The organism is Pseudomonas japonica (assembly GCF_900188455.1).
Classification (GTDB): Bacteria; Pseudomonadota; Gammaproteobacteria; order Pseudomonadales; family Pseudomonadaceae; genus Aquipseudomonas; species Aquipseudomonas japonica.
This window is the reverse complement of sequence record NZ_FZOL01000028.1, coordinates 34,189-57,935: the sequence shown is the minus strand read 5'-3', so window position 1 is coordinate 57,935 and position 23,747 is coordinate 34,189. Positions and strand designations below refer to the sequence as shown.

Sequence of the window (23,747 nt, the reverse complement as noted above, 5' to 3'; positions counted from 1 at the left end):
CATGGTCATGCCGCGGGCGCACGGGTATATTCCTTCCTTTTGCGACCGGAACGCCTATGTCGTCCCTCACCCCGCTGGACCACCTGATCGACCGTTTCCAGCAGCAGACCCCGATTCGCGCCAGCTCCCTGATCATCACCCTCTATGGCGATGCCATCGAACCCCGTGGCGGCACGGTATGGCTGGGCAGCCTGATCCAGTTGCTGGAGCCCATGGGCATCAACGAGCGGCTGATCCGTACCTCGATCTTCCGCCTGACCAAGGAGAACTGGCTGACCGCCGAGAAGGTCGGCCGGCGCAGCTACTACAGCCTGACCGGCACTGGCCGGCGGCGTTTCGAGAAAGCCTTCAAGCGGGTCTATGCGACCAACCCGCCGGCCTGGGACGGCTCCTGGTGCCTGGCGATGCTGACCCAGGTGCCCCAGGACAAACGCAAGGAAGTCCGCGAGGAACTGGAATGGCAGGGCTTCGGCGCCATTTCCCCGGGCGTGCTGGGTTGCCCGCGCTACGAGCGCGCCGACGTCAACGCGACCTTGCAGGACCTTGGCGTGCAGGAGGAAACCATCCTCTTCGAAACCACCACCCAGGACGTGCTGGCGTCCAAGGCGCTGCGCATGCAGGTGCGCGAGAGCTGGAAGATCGACGAACTGGCCGCGCACTACAGCGAGTTCATCCAGTTGTTCCGGCCGTTGTGGCAGAGCCTCAAGGAGCAGGACAACCTCGATCCCAAGGCCTGCTTCCTTGCCCGGGTGCTGCTGATCCATGAGTACCGCAAGCTGCTGCTGCGCGATCCGCAACTGCCGGACGAACTGCTGCCGGGGGACTGGGAAGGGCGCGCGGCGCGGCAGCTGTGCCGCAATATCTATCGGTTGATCCATGGGGCTGCCGAGCAGTGGTTGGAGGCGGCGATGGAGACTGCCGATGGTCCGTTGCCGGAGGCGGGGGAGGCGTTCTACAGGCGGTTTGGTGGGCTGGTCTAGATTGCGTGAGGGCTTGCTGGTGCCTGTCTTGGGAGTTGCAGCGCTCTCGAAATCGAGCGCCGCCCGCGCGGCGCATCGCTGTGCATGACGATGCTCTTCCAGCGCCCTCAAGTTCGAGCGCCGTCCGCACGGCGCATCGCGGATAAATCCGCTCCCACATTTTTTGCAACGTGCCATGGCCTGTTGGATTTGAGTTGTCAGCCTTTGTTTTTTCGGCGATGCATCGCGGGAGGCTGTTGGGTTCGGCTCGGTATCGCGTCGTGCCGACAAGGCGAACAACCATGGCCTGTCAGGCATAGGTACGTTGCAACAAATGTTGGAGCGGATTCATCCGCGATGCGCCGCGCGGGCGGCACTCGATCTCATAGGCGCTGCAAGACCCAAGACAGGCACCTCGCAGCCTCAGTGCAGTTTCAAACCACCGAAACCGACTCACGCCACAACACATAACGGTCCTTCCCCGCATGCTTGGCGTCATACAGCGCGGCGTCGGCGCGGGCGAGGGCGTTGCTCAGGCTGTCGCCCCGGTCCATGCGGGTCAGGCCGATGCTCACCGTGACCGGGTGTTCGCCCGGCGATTCCCGCACCAGCGCGCACAACGCCGCGACCCGCGCCTCGGTGGCGGCCTGGTCCAGGCCCCACAGGTAGATGACGAACTCCTCGCCACCCAGTCGCGCATAGACGAACTCGCCCATGCTCGCCTTGATGTTGGCGGCGATGCGCTTGAGCACCACGTCGCCGCTGTCATGGCCGAACTGGTCGTTGACCTTCTTGAAGTTGTCCACGTCGATCATCGCCAGGTAGCCGCCCGGGCCCTGGCTGGCGTCGTTCAGGTGGCGTTCGGCCTGGGCGACGAAGGAGCGGCGGTTGGGGATTTCGGTGAGTACGTCGATATAGGCCTGGTCCAGCAGCAGGCGCGACATGTGGAAGTTCTGCAGCTTGGCCTGGCGCAGCACCACGTAGCTGTGGAAGGTCAGGCCGGTGATGAAGGCGGCGTAGCTGATGATCATGAAGCCGCGCAGGTCGAAGGGCTCGGTGCCTTCGGCCTGGAACGGATTGAGCAGCAGCCAGGTGATCAGGGCCGAGGCGAAGAACGACCAGCGCCGCACCGGCAGCACCGAAATGGAGTAGAGGATGCTCGATGCGGCCATGATCAGCCAGCCGGCCTGGAAGTCCTCCGGGGTGCCGTCCACCACCAGGCGCACGGCGAAGGCCATGAGGCTGACGAACAGCAGGTTGAGCAGGCTGAACTGTCCGGCATTGCGCACAAACAGCAGGACCACGGTGAGAATGCCCATGAGCGCCAGCAGCGCCACCGAGCGCCAGGTGAAGCCCTGGCTGCCGACGAAGCTCACCAGCAGGTCGAAGATCACCCAGATGGCGATGCTCAGGCAGAAGATCAGGATGCAGAAGCCGCGCAGGTGCTCGAAGTCGTGCTGGCGGAACTCGGCGCGCACGGCGGGGGAAGGGATGTGCTGGCGTACCTGGGCTTCGATGGTTTTGTACATGCTATGTCCAGAATTGGCGGATCGACGCGGTCTGTGCAGGGCTGCTAATGGGGTGCGCTTGGCAATACCTTCGCCCACGGCCGGTAGTTCAACGCGAATACCGCCTCGGCATGACAACCCGCCCCGGTCCCCGGATTCGCCGGCTCCGCCCGAAACGGCTCGCCGTCGCCACTGACCTGACGAAACGCCTCGCGGATGATGCCCACCTCGCACGGCAACGCCGCCGCATACTGCTGCCGCACCAGGGCCGGCAGCCGCCCGGTGCCCGCACCGTCCTGCCACCACAACATCAGCTTCAGCCCGGCCAGTTGTCCGAACCAGTTCGCCTGCACCCCCGGCGCCAGCCTGCCGGCGCTGAACGCGCTCAGGTGCAACGGCGCATCCAGCTTGCGGTTGAACTCCTGCAACTGGGTGAACAGCGCCTCACGCCGGTCCTCACCCTGGAAATGCACGTCATCCAGCTCCATCGGCAGATACCAGCCCGCCACCGGCAGCTGCCAGGTGCGCACCTCGCGCTGCTGGGCCAGGGACTCGCCCAGCTGGACCTTCCAGTAGGCCGCCAGGCCAGTGCTGTCCAACTCGTCGATGCGGGTGTAGTAGGCGCTGTCCAGGTGCAGTCCGAGCACCAGTTCCAGCCCCTGTTCGTGAGCCAGGCGCAGGCTGCTGGCCAGCCAGCCGTCGGCACCGCCGAAGCGCTCGTCGCCGTAGCGGGTCCACTGCACGATCAGGGTGCGCCCGCCATTGCGCACGGTGTCCGCCCACAACTGACGCCATTGTTCGGTGCTGAGCACGGCGTCGCGGTTCAGTGGTTGATAGATGACGCGCTGGTCGGCAACGGCCGGCAGGCAGACGAACAGCAGCACGAGCAGGATTCGGCGCATCAGAAGGTCAGCTCCACGCCCAGCAGCACGCCATTGGCGCGCTCGTAAAGATTGCCGCCCAGGGACTGCTGGTACTCGGTACGCACCTTGAGCGAGCCACGATAAGCGTTGTAGCGATCGTCATCGAACCACCACTGCCAGCGCAGGCCGACGCCGGCGCGCAGGTCCTGGCGCCAGTCGTTGCTCGGATCCTGGCTGCCGAACTCGACGAAGCCGTAGGGCATGACGGTCTGCGGCGAGCGGGTGTGCAGCTTCCAGGTGTGGCCCTGCTGATACCGCGACAGCCACTGGTGATCGCCGGCGCGGGTCCACCAGGCGGCATCCAGGTAGAGGAAGCGCTCGTCCCAGTCGTCCTCGTCGACGCGCCAGTCGGCGCGGTAGTCGCCCTGATCGAAGAACGACGCCGTGGCCCGCAGCAGCAGGTCGTTGCTGCTCTCGGCATGGCTGCGTAGGTCGCGCCAGTTGCCGCCCACCCTGGCCGGGCTGAGTAATTGGCCGAGGCGCAGGCCGTCGTAGTGCGCGTCGTCGATCTGGCGCTGGTGATACAGCTCGGCGTACAGGTTGAGATTGGCCTGGCCCAGTGGCTTGTAGCGCAGGCCGACGCCGGTGCCCATGCTCTGTGCATAGTCGCTGCGCCCGCTGCCGCCGAACAGCACGCGGCCGTATACCGACAGGGTGCTGCCGTTGCGACTGGGTTCCTCGCCGAGGGCGTGGTCCCACATCGCCAACTGCACGTTCTGCGAGCGGGCGCGGCGTTTGGGGTCGGTGCTGTCGTTGCGCAAATTGTCGTTGGTCGAGGTGCCGGCCGGCGACCAGGTGCTGGCCAGGGTCACCGTGTCGCGCCGCGACAGCGCTTCGTGGGCGCGGCGCTGGCGGTACTTGCGGGCTTCGAGGCTGCCGTATTCGTCGTCGCCATCCACCAGGTCCTGTTCCACGTCGAGCACCCGGCGCAGTTCCTGGCGCGCGGCGGCGCTGTCTTCCACTTCGGCGTAGCGCCAGGCCAGGGTTTCGCCGAGACGATAGTCCTCGGGGAAGTCCCGGGTCGCGCGCTGCAGCAGGGGGATGGACTGGCGGCGCTGGGCCTTGTCCCCGGACCCGGCCAGGCGCATGCCGTAGTCGGCGCGATAGCGTGGATGGTCCGGCGCCAGGCGCACGGCCTCGGCCAGCCAGGCGTCGCTTTGCGCGAGGTCGCCGTTGCGCTGGGCGAGGATCGAGGCGTCGTAGTAGTGCTCGGCGCGGGGCTGGCGCTGCAGGGCCTGGCGCTGGCGTTCCAGCGCGGCGGGCAGGTCGCCGCGGCGTTGGGCGATGCTGGCGCCGAGAGCCCAGTCGTCGGCGCCGGGATGGTCGGCGGCCTGCCAGTGCTGTTCGGCACGCTCGCCATTGCCGGCGTTCAGCGCGCTGCGGGCGGCGGTGAGGCGGGCGTTGGCGGTCCATTCGCTGGCGGACAGGCTGTCGAAGATCTGTGTGGCGCCGCGGGAGTCGCCGGCGGCTTCCAGGGCATAGGCCAGGGGCAGTCGGCTGCCGCGATCGCCACGGCGCTCGGCGGCCTGGTAGTAGACCACCGCTTCGCCCGGACGCTCGGGCATGGCGCAACGGCCGAGGGCGCGCAACTGGCCGACCTCGCGCGGTTCGCCGGGGATCGCCGCGCGCACGGCATCACAGTGTCCCGCCTCGGCGAGACGGGCGAGCAGCAGGGCGCGGCTGGCGGCATCGACCCGCGGAATCAGGCCGCTGATGCGCCGGGCGTCCAGCGGTGCGCCGTTCTGGCTGTAGAGCCCGGCCAGGCGCTGCAGCAAGGGCGCGGAAAGACGTCCCTGATGGCGGTCGTAGGCTTGTTCCAACAGGCCGCGGGCAGCATCGTCGCGTCCGCCCTTGAGCATCAGGTAGCTGGCCTGGTCCAGCGCGGTCAGGCTGCCGGTCTGGCGGTACAGGCGTTCCCAGGCCGCGCTGGCATCGCTGTCGCGGCCGCTGCTCTGCAGCAGCTCGGCACGCTGCTGGAGGACCGCCGGGGTCTGCGGCTGGCTGGCGAGCCAGGCCATGACCTGGTCGTTCCGGCCTTCTTCGCGCCAGACGTCCAGCAGCCGTTGCTGGCGCTGACTGTCCCAGGGCTGCGGCAGGCGCTGCTGTTGCAGCAGGTCGGCGGCATGCAGGCGCTGGGCGAGCACCAGCCAGGTCTGCGGATCGTCCTCGGCGCGGCACTGGCGCAACTGCTCCAGGGCGTGCTCCGGGGCGTTGCGCGAGAGCCATTCGGCGGTTTCCAGGCAGGACTTGCCCAGGTCGTTGCTGAGTTCCCGGACCAGCGCGCCGTCCTCGCTCTGGCGGGCCAGCTCCAGCAGTTGCTCGCGGTGCTGCGGTTGCTCGCGATCGTCTTGCGGCAGGCTTTGCAGCCAGCGCCGGGCCTGTTGTTCATGGCCCATGGCGACGGCGCGGTCGACCATGGCCAGGCGCGTCTGGCGCGCGGCCTGCTCGGAGGGGGCCTGCTTGAGCAGGGCCCGCAGGGGCGCATCGTCGAGCCGTTGCACGTAGGCATTGGCCAGGCGCTGCCAGTCGTCGTCGCCGAGCTGCCCGCGGCTGGCCAGCGGCGCCAGTTGCCGCACCGTCTCGTCCCAGTCGCCGACCTGTTCCGCCCAGGTCGCCCGGGACTGGCGCAGGATGTTGTCGTCGAGCCCCGGACGCAACTGGTTCAGCCAGTCCAGCGCCCGCTGCGGTCCGTAGTGCGTGCCCAGGCTCAGGCTGTAGGCCTGGCGCAGGCGAATGCGCGGGTTGATCTGGCTTTCGTTCATCCAGCGTTCGACCACCGCGGCGTCGGGCGGATCCTGCTCGATTCGGGTCAGGCGCAGTTCGAGCAGCGCGGCGCTGTCCTTGCCTTGCGCCTCGGCCATTTTCTCGGCGTCCCGGTAGCGCCCCTGATGGGCCAGGGCCTGGATCAGCAGGCTGCGGGCCTCGTCGTTGTTGGGTACCCGTTCGAGCAGGTAGCGGGTCAGGCGCTCCACTTCGGCCCAGTTGTCCTTCTTCGCCTCGCGGTAGCTGCGATCCATGTACGGATAGCTGCGAAAACGCTCGAAATCGGTCATCGGCGCGGCGGCGGCCTGCAGGCCGGACAGGCACAGCAACAGGCCGGTGGCGGCCAGGGGCAGGCGCGTGCTCATGCCACCTCCTGGATGATGCGATGGGCCGCCTGCTGTTCCGCGGCCTGTTCGGCCAGGGCGTCTTCCAGCACCTGCTCGCTGATGATGCCGCGTTCGATCAGGTAGTCGCCGAGGCTGGTCTGCTCCGGATGGAAGTCGATCATCACCTGGTTGAACAGGGTGGCGGGGACCATGCCGCGGGTCTGCAGGAGCGTGCCGAGCAGGACCTGGTGATGGCTGACCCGCTCGATCAGCTCGGCGTCGTCCTGGTGGCGTTCGAGGACCGCGAGCATCTGCCGGGTTTCCTCCTTCTGCCAGGGGCTCGGGTAGTTGTAGCGCAGGCCCAGGGTGACCCGTCCCTGCGGCGCCAGGCGGCAACTGACCGGGCGCTTGAGCTGGCGGGCGATGGCCCCCAGCGACACCTGGCTGACCGGGCTTTCGCTGGCCAGCACCAGGGTCGCGCCGTCCTCGGCCACCGGCAGCACGCCGTAGTGCACGGCAAGCCGGCGCGGCAACTGGGCGATCAGGTGGGCATCGATCTGGAACGGGTTCAGTGGCGCCCAGGGGATATCCAGCTGTTCGGACAGCGTCTGCACCAGCTGTTCGCTGTCGATCAGCCCGCGGACCAGCAGCTCGCGCCCCAGGCGGCGGCGTTCCGGCGCGGTGATCGCCGCCTGCAACTGCTCCTCGCTGAGCAGGCCTTTTTCGACCAGGCGATGACCCAGCGGCGTGCGCGCCGGCGCCGCGAGGGCGGGGAACTCATGGGTGGTCTTGTCCCAGGCCACGCGCCGCGAGTCGCCCATTTCCAGGACCTGGCGCAGGGCGCGGACGTTGGCGAAGAAGTTGACGAAGTTGCTCCACATCATCCGTGGCGCCGACAGCAGGCCCTGGAAGATCCCGTAGTAGCGGGTGACGAACCAGCCGCGCTGGAACAGCCGGTTGAGCAGGAGAAAACCGTTGAGCCAGAGCAGGGTGCTGAGCAGGACGCTGTCGGAGAGGATCGACGGGAAGCGCCAGGCCTCGGGGAAGACCAGGGTGATCAGCCACATGCTCAGCAGCACCAGGAGCAGCAGGTTGACCAGGAAGCTCAGCAGGTAGGCGAACAGCCCGCGGCGATCACGCCAGAGGAAGTAGTTCAGCGCGCCCGTGCGGCTCCAGCCGAGGTTGCGGGTGCCCTGGAAGACGATGCCGACGATCCACCGCGACTTCTGCCGGATCGCGTGCTGCCAGTCGCGCGGGAAGTGCTCGCGCACGCAGATCACCTGGGAGAAGGCCCGGCTCATGCCCGGCACCCAGGTCTGCGGCAGGGCCAGTTGCGGGTCGCTGATGGAGTAGCGGGCGAAGATGCACTTCATACCTTTCTGCTTCAGGCGAAAGCCGATGTCGTAGTCCTCGGTCAGGCTCTGCACGTCGAAGGCGATGCCGTCGCCGTCTTCCAGCAGGGCGCCGATGGCGCGCCGACTGAAGCAGGTGCCGACCCCGGCGCTGGGCACCTGGCCGGTCAGGGCCTCGCGGACGATGACGTCCTTGCCGTGGTTCTCGGCGAACTCGTCGACATAGTGCCCGGCGGTGAAGCCCTGCCACTCGGGGGCGAAGGGGTAGACCGGGATCTGGATCATGTCCTTGTTCGGCAGCAGGTAGTTGTACAGGCGCAGCTCCATGGGCGAGATCACGTCTTCGGCGTCATGCAGGATGAAGCCGGCGAATTCGATGCGCGCGTCACGTTCGAAGCGCAGGATCGCGTCGATCACATTGTTCAGGCAGTCGGCCTTGCTGGTCGGGCCGGGGCGGGCGCAGACCACCTTGTGCACGTTGGGGTAGTGCAGGCACACGGCGTCGACGTCGGCCTGGGTCTGCGGGTCGTTGGGGTAGGTGCCGACGAAGATCTGGTAGTTCTCGTAGTCCAGGGTCGAGGCCGCCAGGCGCGCCATCTCGCCGACCACGCCGACCTCGTTCCAGGCCGGGACCATGATCGCCAGGGGTTTTTCCTTGACCTCGAACAGGCGTTTCTCGTCGGCCCGCTCGTGCTTGTCGTAGATGCGAAACAGGCGAATCAGCTTGCGTCCCCAGTAGACGATGTCGATGAACAGGTCATCGAGGCCGAGGAGGAACATCAGGCTGGCGAGAACGATCGCCAGCCACTTCAGACCGAACAGGATGTAGGTGAGGACATCGACCCAGAACAGACTCATGAGGCCGCGTGCCCGTCGCTGCTTTCCTCCAGCCAGCGCTGCAGGCGCTCGGCGATGCGCTGGCTGGCGTGGCCGTCGCCGACCGGGAAGAACACCTGGCTCATGCGCGTGTAGGTCGCGGGATCATCCAGCAGGTGGCTGGTCTCCCTGACGATGCGTTCGGTCAGGGTACCGACCAGCATCACCGTGCCGCCCGCCAGCACCGCCGGGCGCTCGGTGACCTTGCGCAGCACCAGTACCGGTTTGCCCAGGGCCGGGGCTTCTTCCTGGACGCCGCCGGAGTCGGTGAGGATCAGGTAGGCGCGGTCCATCAGCCAGACGAAATGCCGGTAGTCCTGCGGTGCGATCAGGTGGATGTTGGGCTGGTGCGACAGCACCGAGTACACCGCCTTCTGCACCTGCGGGTTGAGGTGGACCGGGTAGACGAACTGCACATCGGGGTAACGCAGGGCCAGTTCGGCCAGGGCCAGGCAGATGCGCTCGAAGCCCGGGCCGAAGTTTTCCCGTCGGTGCCCGGTGATCAGGATCAGCCGCTGATCGTCGCGCAGGGCGGCCAGCGGCGAGTCGGCGGCGGGCTGCCAGCGACTGCGCTTGAGGTCCTCGCGCATCCACAGCAGGGCATCGATCACCGTGTTGCCGGTGACTTCCATGTGTTCCAGGGGCACGCCCTCGCGCAGCAGGTTGTCGCGCGAATCCCGGGTCGGCGGGAAATGCAGGTCGGCGATGACCCCGGTCAGGCGCCGGTTGGCTTCCTCCGGCCAGGGCTGGCGCAGGTTGCCGGTGCGCAGGCCGGCTTCGACATGGGCGATGGCGATCTGCCGGTTGAAGGCGGCGAGGGCGGCGATGAAGCTGGTGGTGGTGTCGCCATGGACCAGGACGATGCGTGGTTGGAAACGTTCGTAGGCGGCGTCGATATGCGTGAGCAACTGTTGCGAGAGACCGTTGAGGGTCTGGTTCTGGGTCATCACCTCCAGGTCTTCGTCGACCTTCAGGCCGAAGTCGTGCAGGACTTGCTGGAGCATTTCCCGGTGCTGGCCGGTGGAGCAGATGTTCAGCTCGATCCCGGGCCACTCGCGCAACACCCGGGCCAGCGGGGCCATCTTGATCGCTTCCGGGCGGGTGCCGAACACCATCATGACTTTGCAGGACATTCCTTCGCTCATGGTCCGGTCTCTCAGTTGAGTGAGTCATACGCGGGGTGCATGGGTGCAGGAACTAGATACAAGCAGCGGACTCAACCCTTGTCCAATCAGGGCTGGGCTTTTTTGGTGCAGTGTCGGGGGCTTTGCGACACCTGTCGCAGCAACTTTTTGAATCAGTCGTTGACTTGGCAAAAACGTTTCGCTAGTTTCGACCCCCATGAATACCTTCCCGCATTTGCCGACCAGCAGCATTATTACCGCCATTATCGGATTGGCGGGCTAGCTGGCACTTGCACCGAACCCGCCCTGGAGGCGGGTTCTTTCTCTCGACTCCTGGGCTTTTTGAAAAAACCAGGAGTTACCGATGACCAGCCTCACCGCATGCCCCACCGCACCTGTCAGCGCACCCAACCTGCTGTCGGACTACGTGCGCCGGATTCTGTCCGCACCGGTGTACGACCTGGCCATTGAAACCCCGCTGCAAGCGGCCCGCGCGCTGTCGGCGCAACTGGGCAACAACGTGCTGCTCAAGCGTGAAGACCTGCAGCCGACCTTCTCCTTCAAGATCCGCGGTGCCTACAACCGCCTCAGCCAGCTGACCGCCGAGCAGCGCGCGCGCGGCGTGATCACCGCGTCCGCCGGTAACCACGCCCAGGGTGTCGCCCTGGCCGCCCGCGAACTGGGGATCAAGGCCACCATCGTCATGCCCGAGACCACGCCGGCGCTGAAGGTCGAGGGCGTGCGCTCCCGTGGCGGTCACGCGGTGCTGCACGGCGATGCCTTCCCCCGCGCCCTGGCCCATGCCCTGCAACTGGCGCAGCGCGACGGCGCCACCTTCGTTCCGCCGTTCGACGACCAGGACGTGATCGCCGGGCAGGGCACCGTGGCCATGGAAATCCTCCGCCAGCAACCGGGGGCGCTGGATGCGATCTTCGTGCCGGTGGGCGGCGGCGGGCTGATCTCGGGGATCGCCGCGTATGTCAAATACCTGCGTCCGGAGGTCAAGGTGATCGGCGTCGAACCGCAGGATTCCAACTGCCTGCAGGCGGCCCTGGCCGCGGGCGAGCGTGTGGTCCTGCCGCAGGTCGGCACCTTCGCCGACGGCGTGGCGGTGGCGCAGATCGGCGCGCATTGCTTCGAGATCTGCCGGCACTACGTCGATGAAGTGATCACCGTCAGCAGCGACGAACTGTGCGCGGCGATCAAGGACATCTACGACGACACCCGTTCCATCACCGAGCCGTCCGGCGCCCTGGCCGTGGCCGGGATCAAGAAGTACGTGGCCGCCCGCGGGGTGAGCGGGCAGACCCTGGTGGCGATCGATTCCGGGGCCAACGTCAACTTCGACCGCCTGCGCCATGTCGCCGAGCGCGCCGAGCTGGGCGAGCAGCGCGAGGCGGTGATCGCGGTGACCATCCCCGAGCGTCCGGGCAGTTTCCGTGCCTTCTGCCAGGCCCTCGGCCGTCGTCAGATCACCGAGTTCAACTACCGCTACTACCCGGGCAAGGAAGCGCGGCTGTTCGTCGGCGTGCAGACCCATCCCGTCACCGATCCGCGCGACGCGCTGCTGGCCAGCCTGCGCGAGCAGGGCTACGAAGTGCTCGACCTGACCGACAACGAACTGGCCAAGCTGCATATCCGCCACACCGTCGGCGGCCATGCCGGGCCGGGTGCCGAAGAGCGCGTGCTGCGCTTCGAGTTCCCCGAGCGGCCGGGGGCGCTGCTGGGCTTCCTGGAGAGCCTGGGCAAGCGCTGGAACATCAGCCTGTTCCACTACCGCAACCACGGCGCCGCCGATGCCCGGGTGTTCGCCGCCCTGGAAGTGCCGGCGGACGAACGCGCCGACCTGCCGGGCCTGCTGGATGCCATGGGCTATCGCTACTGGGACGAGACCGACAATCCGGCCTATCGCCTGTTCCTCGGCTGAGCTTGCCCTGGATCAACACGGGCTGCCCATGGGCGGCGGATGCTGAGGGTATCGAGACACGCCAGATGAGGTACCCGCCATGAGCAGCACGTTTTTCATCCCCGCCGTGAACATCATGGGCATCGATTGCCTGGAAGAAGCGCTGAATGCCATCGTCGGCCACGGTTTTCGCAAGGCGCTGATCGTCACCGACACAGGCCTGGCCAAGGCCGGCGTGGCCGAGCGGATCGCCGAGCAACTGGCGGTGCGCGACATCGATTCGCGGGTGTTCGACGGGGCCAAGGCGAACCCGAGCATCGCCAACGTCGAGCAGGGCCTGGCGATGTTGCGGCGCGAGCAGTGCGACTTCGTGATTTCCCTCGGCGGCGGCTCGCCCCATGACTGCGCCAAGGGCATCGCCCTGTGCGCCACCAATGGCGGCAAGATCGCCGACTACGAGGGCGTGGACCGTTCGGCCAGGCCGCAGTTGCCGCTGGTGGCGATCAACACCACTGCCGGCACCGCCAGCGAAATGACCCGGTTCTGCATCATCACCGACGAAGCGCGCCACGTGAAAATGGCCATCGTCGACCGCAACGTCACGCCGATCCTCTCGGTGAATGACCCGGCGCTGATGGTCGGCATGCCGAAGTCGCTGACCGCGGCCACGGGCATGGACGCGCTGACCCATGCGGTGGAGGCCTATGTCTCCACCGCGGCGACGCCGATCACCGATGCCTGCGCCTTGAAGGCCATCGAATTGATCAGCGCCAACCTGCGCCAGGCCGTGGCCGACGGCAATGACCTGCAGGCGCGGGAGGCCATGGCCTATGCCCAGTTCCTGGCGGGGATGGCGTTCAACAACGCCTCGCTGGGCTACGTGCATGCCATGGCGCACCAGCTCGGCGGTTTCTATGACCTGCCGCACGGAGTGTGCAACGCGGTGCTGCTGCCCCATGTGCAGCGTTTCAATGCCAAGGTCTGCGCGGCGCGCCTGCGGGACGTGGCGGGGGCGCTGGGGGTGGAGATCCGTGAGCTGGATGCCCAGCAGGGCGCCTGCGCGGCCATCGCGGCGATCGAGGCGTTGAGTCGGGATATCGAGATTCCGCAAGGGCTCGCGGTGCTCGGGGCCAAGGTCGAGGACGTGCCGATCCTCGCGGCCAATGCCCTGAAGGATGCCTGCGGCCTGACCAATCCACGCCCGGCCAGCCAAGTGGAGATCGAGGCGGTGTTCAAGGCGGCGTTCTAGCACAGATGGCTGGACGCCTCACGCCCTCCCCGTAGGAGCGCGGCTTGCCCGCGAAGGACCGCACAGCGGTCCCAACCCAGGCACCACCGTGGATCAGCAGGATCCCTGTCATCCGGGTTTGGGACCGCTGTGCGGTCCTTCGCGGGCAAGCCTCGCTCCTACGGGGGGGGCGGGCCGGGGGAGGGTGACCGTCCAGTCATTCGCAAGTTGCCAGTCTGGGGGCGCGCCACTAACCTAGCCGGTTTCCCGCCCCACCCGAGATCCCATGACCCGCACTGGCTCCCGTACCACTGGACGTCCCACTCTCGCCGAAGTCGCCCGGCTTTGCGGCGTCTCGCCGATCACCGTGTCCCGCGCCCTGCGTGGCGTGGCCACGGTGGCGCCGGACCTGGTGACCCGGGTCAAGGCCGCCGCCGCCGAACTGGGCTATGTCGCCAATCCCGCCGCCCGCGCCCTGGCCTCGGCGCAGAGCCAGTCGGTGGTAGTGCTGATCCCCTCGCTGTCCAACCAGTTGTTCGTCGAGACCCTCGACGCCATCCACGATGTCCTGCGCCCGCGCGGCCTGGAAGTGCTGATCGGCAACTACCACTACGATCCCGCGGTGGAAGAGAACCTGATTCGCAGTTACCTGGCCTGTCAGCCCCGCGGTCTGCTGCTCACCGGCCTGGAGCGCAGCGACGGCGCCCGGCGGATGCTCGCCGCCAGCGGCGTACCGCGGGTACACATGATGGAGCTGGACAACCACGACGGCAGCGTCTGCGTCGGCTTCTCCCAGGAGGATGCCGGTTACGCCGCGGCCCGCCACCTGCTCGAACGCGGCCGACGCCGCCTCGGTTTCATCGCCGCGCAGTTGGATCAGCGCGTGCTGCAGCGCGCCGCGGGCTTTCGCCGGGCCTTGAGCGAAGCCGGGCTGCATGACCCCGACCTGGAACTGATGGTGCCGCAACCGTCCGCCATCGGCCTCGGCGGCGAGCTGTTCAGCCAGTTGCTGGCGCGCCATGGCGATCTCGACGGGATCTTCTTCTGCAACGACGACCTGGCCCACGGCGCCATCTTCCAGGCCCAGCGCCAGGGCATCCGGGTACCGCAGCAGGTGGCCATGGTCGGTTTCAACGACCTGCCGGCCTCGGCGCACACGGTTCCGCGCCTGACCTCGATCCGCACGCGGCTGGCCGCCGTCGGTCACCACGCGGCGCAGGCCCTGCTCGATCTGCTCGACGGCAGGCGCGGGCAGAGCGCGTCGCGGGATCTGGGGTTCGAACTGATGGTCCGCGAAAGCAGTTGAAGATCAGCCGATAAATGGTGGTGGCAGATGGCTTGCTAGACGCCTTGCCGCATCTATGCTGAGCACAATTCCGCCAATGGAGTGTGCGTAACCATGTTCGACTCCCATCGCAAATCGGATCTGGCAGAAATCGAGCGGTGTAATCGGGCGCTGGCTGAAGCCAACGCGAAACTGGCAGCGATCAGCCGTTCCATGGCCATGATCGAATTCAGCCCCGATGGAGTAGTACTCGACGCTAACGAGCATTTTTGCAACGCCATGGGCTACAAACTCGACGAAATCCGCGGCCAGCACCACCGGATCTTCTGCGAGGAGGCCTATACCAAGACCGAGGAATACCGCCAGCTCTGGCGTGACCTGGGCCAGGGGCAGCCGCGTAGCGGCACCTTTCTGCGGCTCAACCGCAAGCACGAGGACATCTGGCTGGAAGCCAGCTACATGCCGGTGTTCGGCGGCAATGGCGTGGTCAGCAGCATCATCAAGGTGGCCAGCGATATCTCCCTGCGGGTGATTCACGAACATGAGGCCGACTGCCTGCTCAACGCCATCGGCCGCTCCATGGCGGTGATCGAATTCACCCCGGAAGGGCGGGTGATCACCGCCAACGACAACTTCCTCAACACCATGCGCTATCGCCTCGACGAGGTGGTCGGCCAGCATCACAGCCTGTTCTGCCACAAGAGCGAAAGCGAATCGCCGGCGTACAAGGCGTTCTGGGCCTCGCTCAACCGTGGCGAATACCACTCGCACCGGTTCGAACGCGTCAACAAGCTGGGGCAGATGGTCTATCTGGAAGCGTCGTACAACCCGATCTTCGACACCAAGGGCCGCCTGTACAAGGTGGTCAAGTTCGCCAGCGACATCACGCACCAGGTCAGCACCCAGCAATCCGCCGCCGAGGCCGCCCATGCCACCTCGGTGCAGAACGACGCCTGCGCGCGCAAGGGCTCGGAGGTGGTGCAGCAGACTGTGCATGTGATCGAGGAGATTTCCAACGACCTGAATGCGGCGGCGCGCAGCATCGATGCGGTGAACCGTCAGTCGGAGCTGATCGGGCAGATCGTCCTGACCATCCGCGGGATTGCCGACCAGACCAATCTGCTGGCGCTCAACGCGGCGATCGAAGCGGCGCGGGCCGGCGAGCACGGGCGTGGTTTCGCCGTGGTCGCCGAGGAAGTGCGCAACCTCGCGGCGCGCACCAGCAAGGCGACCCTGGAGATCGTCGAGGTGGTGCGGCAGAACCATGACCTGTCGCTGAGTGCGGTGGCCAGCATGCAATCCAGCCTGAGCCGTACCGGGTTGGGGGTGGAACTGGCGAACGAGGCGGGGGAGGTGATCCTGGAGATCCAGCAGGGGTCACGGCATGTGGTGGATGCGATCAGTCAGATCAACTCGACCCTGCAACTGCACTGATCAAGTTGCTTTTGAATTGGCCCGTAGGAGCGTGGCTTGCCCGCGAAGGACCGCAAAGCGGTCCCAAACTGCCTTTCCATTGGGGACCGCTTTGCGGTCCTTCGCGGGCAAGCCACGCTCCTACGGGGTTCTCATGCCCGTAATCAGACTGCGGCGGCCAACTGCGCCACCACATGCTCCCGACGAATCCGCGCCAGCGGTACGCTCACCAGCGCCAGGGTCAGCACCACCGTCACCGCGATGCCCCAGGCCGCGAGGGTGAACCCACCCAAGGAAATCAGGCCACCGGAAATCGCCGGCCCCACCGCCAGGCCCAGGCTGAGGAAGCTGCCGGCCGCCGCCACCACGCGACCCTCGCGGTCCAGCTCCGCCGCCAGTCCGGTCAGGTAGCTCAAGGCATAGAAGTAGGTGATTCAGATGGTCATCACACCCGCCGTGTACATCGTCTTCGAGTGCTCGCCCAGCACATAGCTGAGGCTGGTCGCGCCGGTCAGCAGTCCCGCGAGGATCACCGGCGTGCTCATGCCGAAGCGCTTGCCGATCATGGCCGCCAGCAGCGGGCCGATCAGGCCGACCACCGACTGCACCGAGAGCAGCACGCCCAACTCGTCACCGCTGTAGCCAACCCGATCCTGGTCCAGGGGCGCTTCATTGGCGTGGCCGGGCTGGATCTGTCGCTGCACAACCTGGAGCGCCTGCTGGTGCGCAGCCTGATGAAGCTGGATCACGAGGCGGTGCTGCTGTCGGCGGACGGCCGGGTAATTGCTTCGAACACGGCGAACTGGATGGTTGGGGATCTGGTGGCGACCTTGCTCAATACCCTGCAACTGGACGAGATCCGCCTGACCTTGTCGGAGCCGGAGACGGGGTGGTCGCTGGTGCGCTTGCCCACTACTCGGTAGGTGTGTGGCTGGCTGTAGATACCCATGCCGCGAAAGACCTGTAGGAGCGAGGCTTGCCCGCGAAAGGACCGCAAAGCGGTCCCAAGTTCGGGTAGCTCAAAGATGGGACCGCTATGCGGTCCTTTCGCGGGCAAGCCTCGCTCCTACGCGTTTTTCGTGTTCGTAGTCAGCGCCACCGACAGCACGTTCATAGGTCAGCGCAGTTCCAGGCGCTTGAGCAATTGCTCCAGACTCTTTTCCAGCCGCGCCTTCAGCACCTGCAACTCCTGGTCCCCAACATTCCCCGCACACCCTTGCTCCAGCGCATCGCAGTGCGCCACCAGGCCCCGCGCCTTGAGCATCTTCATTCCCCCGCGAATCCGATGGGCCAGGGCCTTCAGCGCCGGTCGCGGCGACGCTGGCCCCAGTGCGCGCAGGGAGGCGAGGTCTTCTTCGGTGCTCTCGGCCAGTTGTGCCAGCAGACGTTCGACCATCCGGGGATCGTCCCGGGTCAGATGACGCAGTTCGTTGAGGTCGAAGCCGCTGTCATCGCTGCTGGCCACCGCCAGCCCGCCCAGGTGGCTGCGCAGCGCGCCCAGCCCGATCGGCTTGAACAGGCAATCGTCCATCCCCGACGCCAGGCAGCGCTCGCGCTCCTCGGCCTGGGCATTGGCGGTCAGGCCGAGAATCAGGCAGCGCCGCCGTTCGCCGGTTTCTTCGGTACGCACCGCACGGGTCAGTTCATGGCCGTCCATGCCCGGCATGTTGCAGTCGGTGATCAGCACGTCGAAATCGCCATCACGCCATAGCTGCAGGGCAGCGGCCCCATCGCCGGCCTGGCTGACGCGGTGCCCGAGCAGGACCAGTTGCTTGTCCAGCAGCATCAGGTTGGCCGGGTAGTCGTCCACCACGAGGATTTTCAGGCTGGCGGTGTTGGCCGGCGTTTCCGCGGCGTCGGGCGGCGTGGCCGGCAGACTGCCGGCCCAGGGCAGGTGCAGGGACACCGTGGCGCGGGTGCCGTGCCCCGGTTCGCTGCGCAGGCGCAGGGCGCCGCCCATCAGCTCGCACAGGGTCCGGCTGATCACCAGGCCCAGCCCGGTGCCCTGGCGCGGCGTCTGTTGCCCGGCCTGGACGAAGGGGCTGAACAGGCGCGCCTGGTCCGCCGCGCTGATGCCGATGCCGCTGTCGTCCACGCTCAGTTCGAGCCGCGCGCCATCGCCCTCTGCTTCCAGGCGCAGGCTGACGCGCACCTCACCCAGTTCGGTGAACTTCAACGCATTGCTCAGCAGGTTCGCCAGCACCTGGCGCAGGCGCAGCGGGTCCACCGCCAGCGGCCGGGTCGGCGCGGGCAGTTCCAGGCGCAGCGCCAGGCCCTTGAGGCGGGCGCTGCTCTCGAACACCTGGGCGGTGCCGCGGATCAGCGCATGCAGGTCGGTCGGCTGCGGGGCCAGGGCCATGTGCCCGGACTCGATACGGGCGATATCCAGCACATCGCCGATCAACTCCAGCAGGCCGCTGGCCGAATCGAATGCCACCTGCAACGACGGCTGGTCGACCCGACCCTGCGCGGCGTCTTTCAGGGCCAGCTCCAGCAGGCCGATCACCGCGTTCATCGGCGTGCGGATCTCATGGCTCATGGTGGCGAGAAAGCTGCTCTTGGCGTGGTTGGCGCTGTCGGCCTGCTCCTTGGCCTGGCGCAGCTCGTCCAGCAGGCCCTCGCTGATCTTCAGCTGGCGCTGCAGGGCCTGTTCCGCCGTCTCGCGCTGGCCGATCAGACGGCGCAGGTAGCGGTTCCACAGGACCACCGCGGCAATCGCCAGGCCGGCGACCAGGAGAATCTGCAGGACCAGCCCGCGGTAGTTGCGCCACGGGTTGTCGCTGATCAGCGCGTTGGTGCGCCAGCGATTGGCGAGCTGGGTCATTTCATCCGGTTCGATGCTCAGCAGGGTCTTGTCGAGGATGGCGTGCAGGACGTCGTTGCCGCGGGCGGTGGCGAAGGCCGCCGTGGCCGGGCTGTCGTCGAGCAGCGCGGCGATGCGCAGGCGGTCCTTGAACAGGCGGCTGATGAAATAGGCGGCGTTGATCTGTGAGCTGATCGCCGCGTCGGCGCGACCCTGGGCGACGTATTCCATGAGAGCCAGCGGGTCATCCACCTCGACCAGCTCGATGCCGGGGTGTTCGCGGCGCAGGGTGTCGCTGAACGGTGTGCCGCGGATCAGCGCCAGGCGCTTGCCCTTCAGCGCCTCGGCGGTGTCCGGCGCCTGCGGGTGGGTCGAGGTGACCAGCACCCGCGGCGTGGTCAGGTAGGGGCGGGTGAAGTCCAGGGTGCGCGCCCGTTCGCCGCCGTAGGGCAGGGCGCCGATCAGCTCGGCCTCGCCGCTTTCCACCAGGTGGATCATCCGCGCCACGCTGTCGGCTTCGATGATCTGGAACTGCAGGCCGGTGCGCAGGCTGATCTGCTCCAGCAGGTCGGCGGTGATACCGCGAAACTGCTGCTTGTCGTCGAGGAAGGTCAACGGCGCGAAGTATTTGTTGATCACCACCCGCACTTCGGGATGCTGGCGGATCCAGGCTTGTTCCGCGGCGTTCAGGTCCAGCACCCCGCGATTGAGCAGCGGGCTGTTCAGGCCACTGCTCCAGCGCCTGGCGACATTGATCCGGTCGCTTTCCGAGAGGCTCGCCAGCGCCTGGTCGACGACCCGCAACAGGGTGGTGTTGTCGTGTTCCAGTGCGAAGCTGAAGGAGGAGCGCAGGGCTTTGACGTACCAGGCGATCTGCACGCTGTCGCGGTAGTGATTGCCGATCAGGTAGTCGGAACTGATGGCGTCGCCGATGAAGGCGTCGGCGTCTCCCTGGGTCAGGGCGGACAGGGCGGCCATGCTCGAGGCGTAGAGCTGCAGGGTGGCCCGCGGATAGGCCTGGCGGATGCGCTCCACCGGCAGGTAATGATCGACCATCGCCAGGCGCGCACCGGCCAGGTCGTCGTCCGGGTGGCGTGGCTTGCCCAGCGGCGTGGCGACGATCGCCTGGTCATCGGCGTAGGGCAGGCTCAGCAGCAGTTCGGTATTGGCGCCTTCGTAACCGTTGGCGCTGCCCAGCAGGTCGATCTCGCCCCGTTGCAGGGCCTGGATCGCCTGGCCGCGGCTGGGGTAGTGGCGCACCTCCACGGCGATCTTCAACTGCTCGCCGATCAGCCCGGCGTAGTCGGCGCTCAGGCCCTCGTAGTCGTGCTGGCTGACATTGATGTCGAACGGCGGGTAATCCGGCGCGGAGGTGCCCAGGCGCAGGACTTTCCTGTGCTCCAGCCAGCGTCGGTCGGCGTGGCTCAGGGCCGGCGGCGCGCTGCTGCTCAGGGAGCGCCCGAGCAGCTCGCGGCGGGCAGCTTCCTGCGCCGTGCCGGGGGCGGGCGCGCTCAGCAGAAGCAGGCCGCCGATGCCGCAGGCGGCGAGCAGATGGAGGTTCATGCTGGCTTCAGATCATTTCGTGGCGATTGGCCAGATCGAGCAGTTCCGCCAGCGATTGCACCTGCAGCTTGTCCATGATGCGGGTCTTGTAGGTGCTGATGGTCTTGGAGCTGAGGATCATCGCTTCGGCGATCTCGTTGTTGCTCGCGCCCTTGGCCAGTTGCCGCATCACTTCGAATTCACGGTTGGACAGGCGGTCCAGGCGGTCGGTCTCGGAGTGCGAGCGCGACGACACGCGCAGGGCATCGGGCAGGTAGGAGTAGCCGCTGAGCACGGCCTTGAGGGCGCCGACGAGGATCTGCAGGTCTTCGTCCTTGCGCACGAAGGCCGAGGCCCCGGCCTCGATGCAGCGCTTGGCGAACAAGCGTGGCGGCAGGCCGGTGAAGACCATGATGCGCGGGGCGGGATTCAGCGCGCGCAGGCGTTCCAGGACGCTGAGGCCGTCGAGGCGCGGCAGGCCGAGGTCGAGGATCACCACCTCGGGAGGATCGTCCTGGCACATGGCGACCGCGCTCACACCGTCGTGGGCTTCGCCGATCACGTCGTAGCCTTCGCGCTCCAGCAACAGGCGGGTGGCAAAACGGACGGTGGGGTGATCGTCGACGATCAGGATCTTGTTCATTGCGTGTGAAACTCCTGCATCAGGAATTGAGGGTTCCCGAGTCACTCAGGAGGGGCGACCGCCGCTCTGGACGGGCCGCTCACGATACGTCGAATCAGGTTCGATGAGTACGAGGAGTATAGAGCTGTGGAACAATTCGGGTTGATTAGATGAAAAGTCCTACAGCGCTTGCCCGAGGTGTTGCAACAGCGCGGAGCACCCGGAATGCTGGATGCCGGGCGCTTGCCTGACACCCGGATAGGAAATGGGTTGAAGGATGTGTTTAGTCGGGTGTAGGAAAGTCCTGGCTCAGTGGCTCGCCAGGGTACCGCCGGGTGCCAGACGCAGGGCTTTCGCGACCTGAGCCTGGATCGCATAGGCCGGTGCTTCCACCGCCTCGTAGTTGCGCGTGTAGCGCGTGGCGAAATCTTCCACGCCCCATTGCTGGTACTGCTGCACATGCTTGAGCTCATGGGCCCAGAGGGCGACGTTGTCGCGGGCGTCCTCGGCGTTGCGAAAGACGATCACGTCGATGAGGGTCACCGCGGCGACGTCGGGGTTCTGCAGGAAGGCGCTGGCGGCATCCAGCTGCTGCGCATTGCCGACCTGGTAGCGCGCGGCGTCGAGGACCTGGAAGTCGTACCACGGCTCCAGTTGCACGCGGATGTTCAGCGGGATCGGCGCGACCCCGGCGCTCACCGCGCTGTCCCGCGACAGCTTGAGCCAATTGGCCAGGCCGGAGGAGGCCATGCGCGCGACGTCGTTCAGCAGGCTGAACAGGTCCTCGCCGCCGCTGGGTGGCGTGTTCTCGGCATGCAGCGGCGTAGCGACGAGCAGGGCCAGGCACAGCGAACCCGTGGAAATAGCGCGGATAACCATGAAACTCCTGCCGACGAGGCGGAAAAGCGGGGAATGCGCAGTTTGACCGGTATTTCGCGGTTTGGTTGGCGGCGACGGACAATTTCTTTCAGGGCTTGAGGCGGATCGGTCGCACAGGCATCCTTCGCCCTTTGATCTGCCTGGAGCCGTCATGGACGCCTCGACTCTTCTGCTTTACATCATCGCCGCCAGCGCGGTGATGATCACCCCCGGCCCGGCCATGCTGCTGGCGTTGAACAATGGTGCCAGCCACGGCATGCGCGTGGCCGGCTTCGGCATGGCCGGGGCGATGCTTTCCGACCTGGTCCTGATCGCCGCCGTGGGCTGTGGCCTGGGGGCGCTGCTGCAGGCTTCGGAGCAGTTGTTCAGCCTGGTGAAATGGATCGGCGCGGCGTACCTGCTGTACCTGGCGGTGGTGCTCTGGCGCGCGCCGGTCAAGGCCCTCGGGGTCAGTGGCACGACGGCTGCGGTCAGTGCCCGCTCGACCTTCCTGCGCGCGTTGATCGTCGGCCTGTCCAATCCCAAGGGGCTGCTGTTCTTCTCGGCGTTCCTGCCGCAGTTCATCCGCCCCGAGCAGCCGGTCCTGCAGCAGTACGTGATCCTCGCGCTGGTCACCGCGTCCCTGGATTGCCTGGTGATGATCGTCTATGCCCTCGGGGGCCGGCATGCCGTGCGCGCGTTCTCGGCGCGGGTGATGCAGTGGATCAACCGCGGCTGCGCCGGCATGCTCGCGGTGCTGGCGGTGGGCCTGAGCCTGTATCGACGCAACGACCTGCACTGATCGTCGTGCAATGGCGCCATCAGGCGGCGCCAATCGACGGGCATCAGCCTGTCAGGGCTGTTCCATGGCCTTTTCCAGAAAACCGCGGCTGGCCTGCAACACCGCCAGCCGGGTGTCTTCCCCCGCCAGCATCCGCGCCACCAGCAAGGCCCCCACGCATTGACAGAGCATGGCCCAGGCCAGGGCCTCGTCCTCCAGCGTGGTGGCCCAGGCCTGGTGCAGGGTACTCAGCCAATGCTCGGCTTCCTCGCGCACGCTGATATCGGCCCGGGCGATCTCCGCGCCCAGGGTCGGGATCGCGCAGCCGCTTTGCGGGTTGTGCAGGTGAGCCAGGCTCAGGTACTGGTCCAGGCAGTGGCGCAGCTTGTCGCGGTTCAGTTCGCCGGACTGCGCGCGCAGGTTGATGTAGCTGTTGGACAGTTCCTGGCGCACGATCTCGCTGAACAGATCGTCCTTCGACGGAAAGTGGTTGTAGAAGGCGCCGCCGGTGAGGCCGATGGCCTTCATCAGCCCGGCCACCCCGGTGGCGGAAAAGCCTCCCTGCTTGGCGATGGCGCCGCTGCTCTGCACCAGCTTCTGCCGGGTCTGTTCCTTGTGTTCGGTGGAATAACGCACCTGCGAATCCTCGATGACCACGCTTGACGAATGGGCGGATCATAGCATAGCGTTCGTTTACTAAACGATCATTCATCAATGAGGCGACACCCATGACCGAGAACAACAAAGTCGTACTGGTGATTGGCGCCGGCGATGCCACGGGGGGCGCGATTGCCAAACGCTTCGCCCGCGAAGGCTACATCGCCTGCGTGACCCGGCGCAGCGCCGACAAGCTGCAACCGCTGCTCGAGGAAATCCGTGCGCAAGGCGGCCAGGCCCATGGCTTCGCTTCCGATGCGCGCAAGGAGGAGGAGGTGGCGGCGCTGGTGGAGCAGATCGAGAGTACCCTCGGGCCGATCGAGGCGTTCGTCTTCAATATCGGCGCCAACGTGCCGTGCAGCATTCTCGAGGAGACGCCGCGCAAGTACTTCAAGATCTGGGAAATGGCCTGCTTCGCCGGCTTCCTGACCGCCCAGGCGGTTGCGCGGCGCATGGTCGTGCGCGAGCGCGGCACCATCCTCTTCACCGGCGCCACCGCGGGCTTGCGTGGCGCCGCCGGTTTCGCCGCCTTCGCCGGAGCCAAGCACGGTATTCGCGCGCTGGCCCAGAGCATGGCGCGGGAGCTGGGTCCGCGGAACATCCATGTCGCCCATGTGGTGGTGGACGGGGCCATCGACACGGCGTTCATTCGCGACAGTTTCCCCGAGCGCTATGCGCTGAAGGAGCAGGACGGCATCCTCGATCCCGCGCATCTCGCCGACAACTACTGGCACCTGCATGCCCAGCCCCGGGATGCCTGGACCTTCGAACTCGACCTGCGCCCGTGGATGGAACGCTGGTAAATCACCCACCTGTACAAA

General features: G+C 66.7%; 19 protein-coding genes and 1 pseudogene. 9 read left to right on the top strand and 11 right to left on the bottom strand.

Annotated features, from left to right (window positions below):
- Positions 1 to 56: 56 nt before the first annotated feature.
- A complete protein-coding gene (gene paaX, locus CHB99_RS25835; protein ID WP_042127489.1) occupies positions 57 to 980 on the top strand; it encodes a phenylacetic acid degradation operon negative regulatory protein PaaX in 924 nt (307 codons plus the stop codon).
- Between the two features lie 413 nt (positions 981 to 1,393).
- On the opposite strand, the gene CHB99_RS25830 is transcribed toward paaX, so the two are convergent.
- The 5 genes from CHB99_RS25830 to wecB are packed head-to-tail and all read right to left on the bottom strand — an operon-like array spanning position 1,394 to position 9,840.
- Complete coding sequence (locus CHB99_RS25830) at positions 1,394 to 2,488, bottom strand: GGDEF domain-containing protein (protein WP_042128628.1); 1,095 nt, start codon at positions 2,486 to 2,488, stop codon at positions 1,394 to 1,396.
- Between the two features lie 44 nt (positions 2,489 to 2,532).
- Positions 2,533 to 3,369, bottom strand: coding sequence for a DUF4434 domain-containing protein (locus tag CHB99_RS25825; protein WP_042128630.1), 837 nt, complete (start codon positions 3,367 to 3,369; stop codon positions 2,533 to 2,535).
- Entirely contained in the window at positions 3,369 to 6,518 is a 3,150-nt protein-coding gene (locus tag CHB99_RS25820; protein ID WP_042128632.1) for an NfrA family protein, read from the bottom strand. The genes CHB99_RS25825 and CHB99_RS25820 overlap by 1 nt, the downstream gene beginning before the upstream one ends.
- Complete coding sequence (gene nfrB / locus CHB99_RS25815) at positions 6,515 to 8,689, bottom strand: cyclic di-3',5'-guanylate-activated glycosyltransferase NfrB (protein ID WP_042128634.1); 2,175 nt, start codon at positions 8,687 to 8,689, stop codon at positions 6,515 to 6,517. Before nfrB ends, CHB99_RS25820 begins: the two co-directional genes overlap by 4 nt.
- Positions 8,686 to 9,840, bottom strand: coding sequence for a non-hydrolyzing UDP-N-acetylglucosamine 2-epimerase (gene wecB / locus CHB99_RS25810; RefSeq protein WP_042128636.1), 1,155 nt, complete (start codon positions 9,838 to 9,840; stop codon positions 8,686 to 8,688). The genes nfrB and wecB overlap by 4 nt, the downstream gene beginning before the upstream one ends.
- Positions 9,841 to 10,195: 355 nt before the next feature.
- Between wecB and ilvA the strand changes: the two genes are divergently transcribed.
- The 5 genes and pseudogenes from ilvA (at position 10,196) to CHB99_RS30720 (ending at position 15,684) form a co-directional block, all read left to right on the top strand.
- Positions 10,196 to 11,758 (top strand): threonine ammonia-lyase, biosynthetic, encoded by a 1,563-nt coding sequence (ilvA, locus tag CHB99_RS25805; protein WP_042128638.1) that lies wholly within the window; start codon positions 10,196 to 10,198, stop codon positions 11,756 to 11,758.
- A gap of 79 nt (positions 11,759 to 11,837) precedes the next feature.
- Positions 11,838 to 12,986, top strand: a complete 1,149-nt coding sequence (yiaY, locus tag CHB99_RS25800) for an L-threonine dehydrogenase (RefSeq protein WP_042128640.1) — start codon at positions 11,838 to 11,840, stop codon at positions 12,984 to 12,986.
- A gap of 265 nt (positions 12,987 to 13,251) precedes the next feature.
- A complete protein-coding gene (gntR, locus tag CHB99_RS25795; RefSeq protein ID WP_042128642.1) occupies positions 13,252 to 14,271 on the top strand; it encodes an HTH-type transcriptional regulator GntR in 1,020 nt (339 codons plus the stop codon).
- Between the two features lie 93 nt (positions 14,272 to 14,364).
- Positions 14,365 to 15,147 (top strand): annotated as a pseudogene (locus CHB99_RS30725) (PAS domain-containing protein); the annotation flags it as partial.
- 42 nt (positions 15,148 to 15,189) lie between these two features.
- Positions 15,190 to 15,684 (top strand): methyl-accepting chemotaxis protein, encoded by a 495-nt coding sequence (locus CHB99_RS30720; protein WP_428977851.1) that lies wholly within the window; start codon positions 15,190 to 15,192, stop codon positions 15,682 to 15,684.
- A 143-nt stretch (positions 15,685 to 15,827) separates the two neighbouring features.
- On the opposite strand, the gene CHB99_RS30235 is transcribed toward CHB99_RS30720, so the two are convergent.
- Positions 15,828 to 16,079: a hypothetical protein gene (locus tag CHB99_RS30235; protein WP_245655654.1), complete on the bottom strand. Its 252-nt coding sequence runs from the start codon at positions 16,077 to 16,079 to the stop codon at positions 15,828 to 15,830.
- A gap of 18 nt (positions 16,080 to 16,097) precedes the next feature.
- Positions 16,098 to 16,367: a hypothetical protein gene (locus CHB99_RS30230; protein ID WP_245655655.1), complete on the bottom strand. Its 270-nt coding sequence runs from the start codon at positions 16,365 to 16,367 to the stop codon at positions 16,098 to 16,100.
- Here CHB99_RS30230 and CHB99_RS25780 point away from each other — a divergent pair.
- The gene (locus CHB99_RS25780) at positions 16,341 to 16,586 is read left to right on the top strand and encodes a hypothetical protein (RefSeq protein ID WP_245655656.1); all 246 of its coding nucleotides are present in this window, start codon (positions 16,341 to 16,343) and stop codon (positions 16,584 to 16,586) included. The two genes, CHB99_RS30230 and CHB99_RS25780, sit on opposite strands and share 27 nt — an antisense overlap.
- 194 nt (positions 16,587 to 16,780) lie before the next feature.
- On the opposite strand, the gene CHB99_RS25775 is transcribed toward CHB99_RS25780, so the two are convergent.
- The 3 genes from CHB99_RS25775 to CHB99_RS25765 form a co-directional block, all read right to left on the bottom strand.
- The gene (locus CHB99_RS25775) at positions 16,781 to 20,029 is read right to left on the bottom strand and encodes a transporter substrate-binding domain-containing protein (RefSeq protein WP_042128646.1); all 3,249 of its coding nucleotides are present in this window, start codon (positions 20,027 to 20,029) and stop codon (positions 16,781 to 16,783) included.
- 7 nt (positions 20,030 to 20,036) lie between these two features.
- Positions 20,037 to 20,651, bottom strand: a complete 615-nt coding sequence (locus CHB99_RS25770; RefSeq protein WP_042128648.1) for a response regulator transcription factor — start codon at positions 20,649 to 20,651, stop codon at positions 20,037 to 20,039.
- A gap of 288 nt (positions 20,652 to 20,939) precedes the next feature.
- Complete coding sequence (locus tag CHB99_RS25765) at positions 20,940 to 21,509, bottom strand: eCIS core domain-containing protein (RefSeq protein WP_084702912.1); 570 nt, start codon at positions 21,507 to 21,509, stop codon at positions 20,940 to 20,942.
- 151 nt (positions 21,510 to 21,660) lie between these two features.
- Here CHB99_RS25765 and CHB99_RS25760 point away from each other — a divergent pair, with 151 nt between their 5' ends.
- Positions 21,661 to 22,290 (top strand): LysE family translocator, encoded by a 630-nt coding sequence (locus CHB99_RS25760; protein WP_042128650.1) that lies wholly within the window; start codon positions 21,661 to 21,663, stop codon positions 22,288 to 22,290.
- Positions 22,291 to 22,341: 51 nt separating this feature from the next.
- Here the strand turns inward: CHB99_RS25760 and CHB99_RS25755 are convergent, their stop codons facing one another.
- The gene (locus CHB99_RS25755) at positions 22,342 to 22,905 is read right to left on the bottom strand and encodes a TetR/AcrR family transcriptional regulator (protein WP_042128701.1); all 564 of its coding nucleotides are present in this window, start codon (positions 22,903 to 22,905) and stop codon (positions 22,342 to 22,344) included.
- Between the two features lie 92 nt (positions 22,906 to 22,997).
- On the opposite strand from CHB99_RS25755, the gene CHB99_RS25750 reads away from it, so the two are divergent.
- Positions 22,998 to 23,729: an SDR family oxidoreductase gene (locus CHB99_RS25750; protein ID WP_042128652.1), complete on the top strand. Its 732-nt coding sequence runs from the start codon at positions 22,998 to 23,000 to the stop codon at positions 23,727 to 23,729.
- Positions 23,730 to 23,747: the final 18 nt, after the last annotated feature.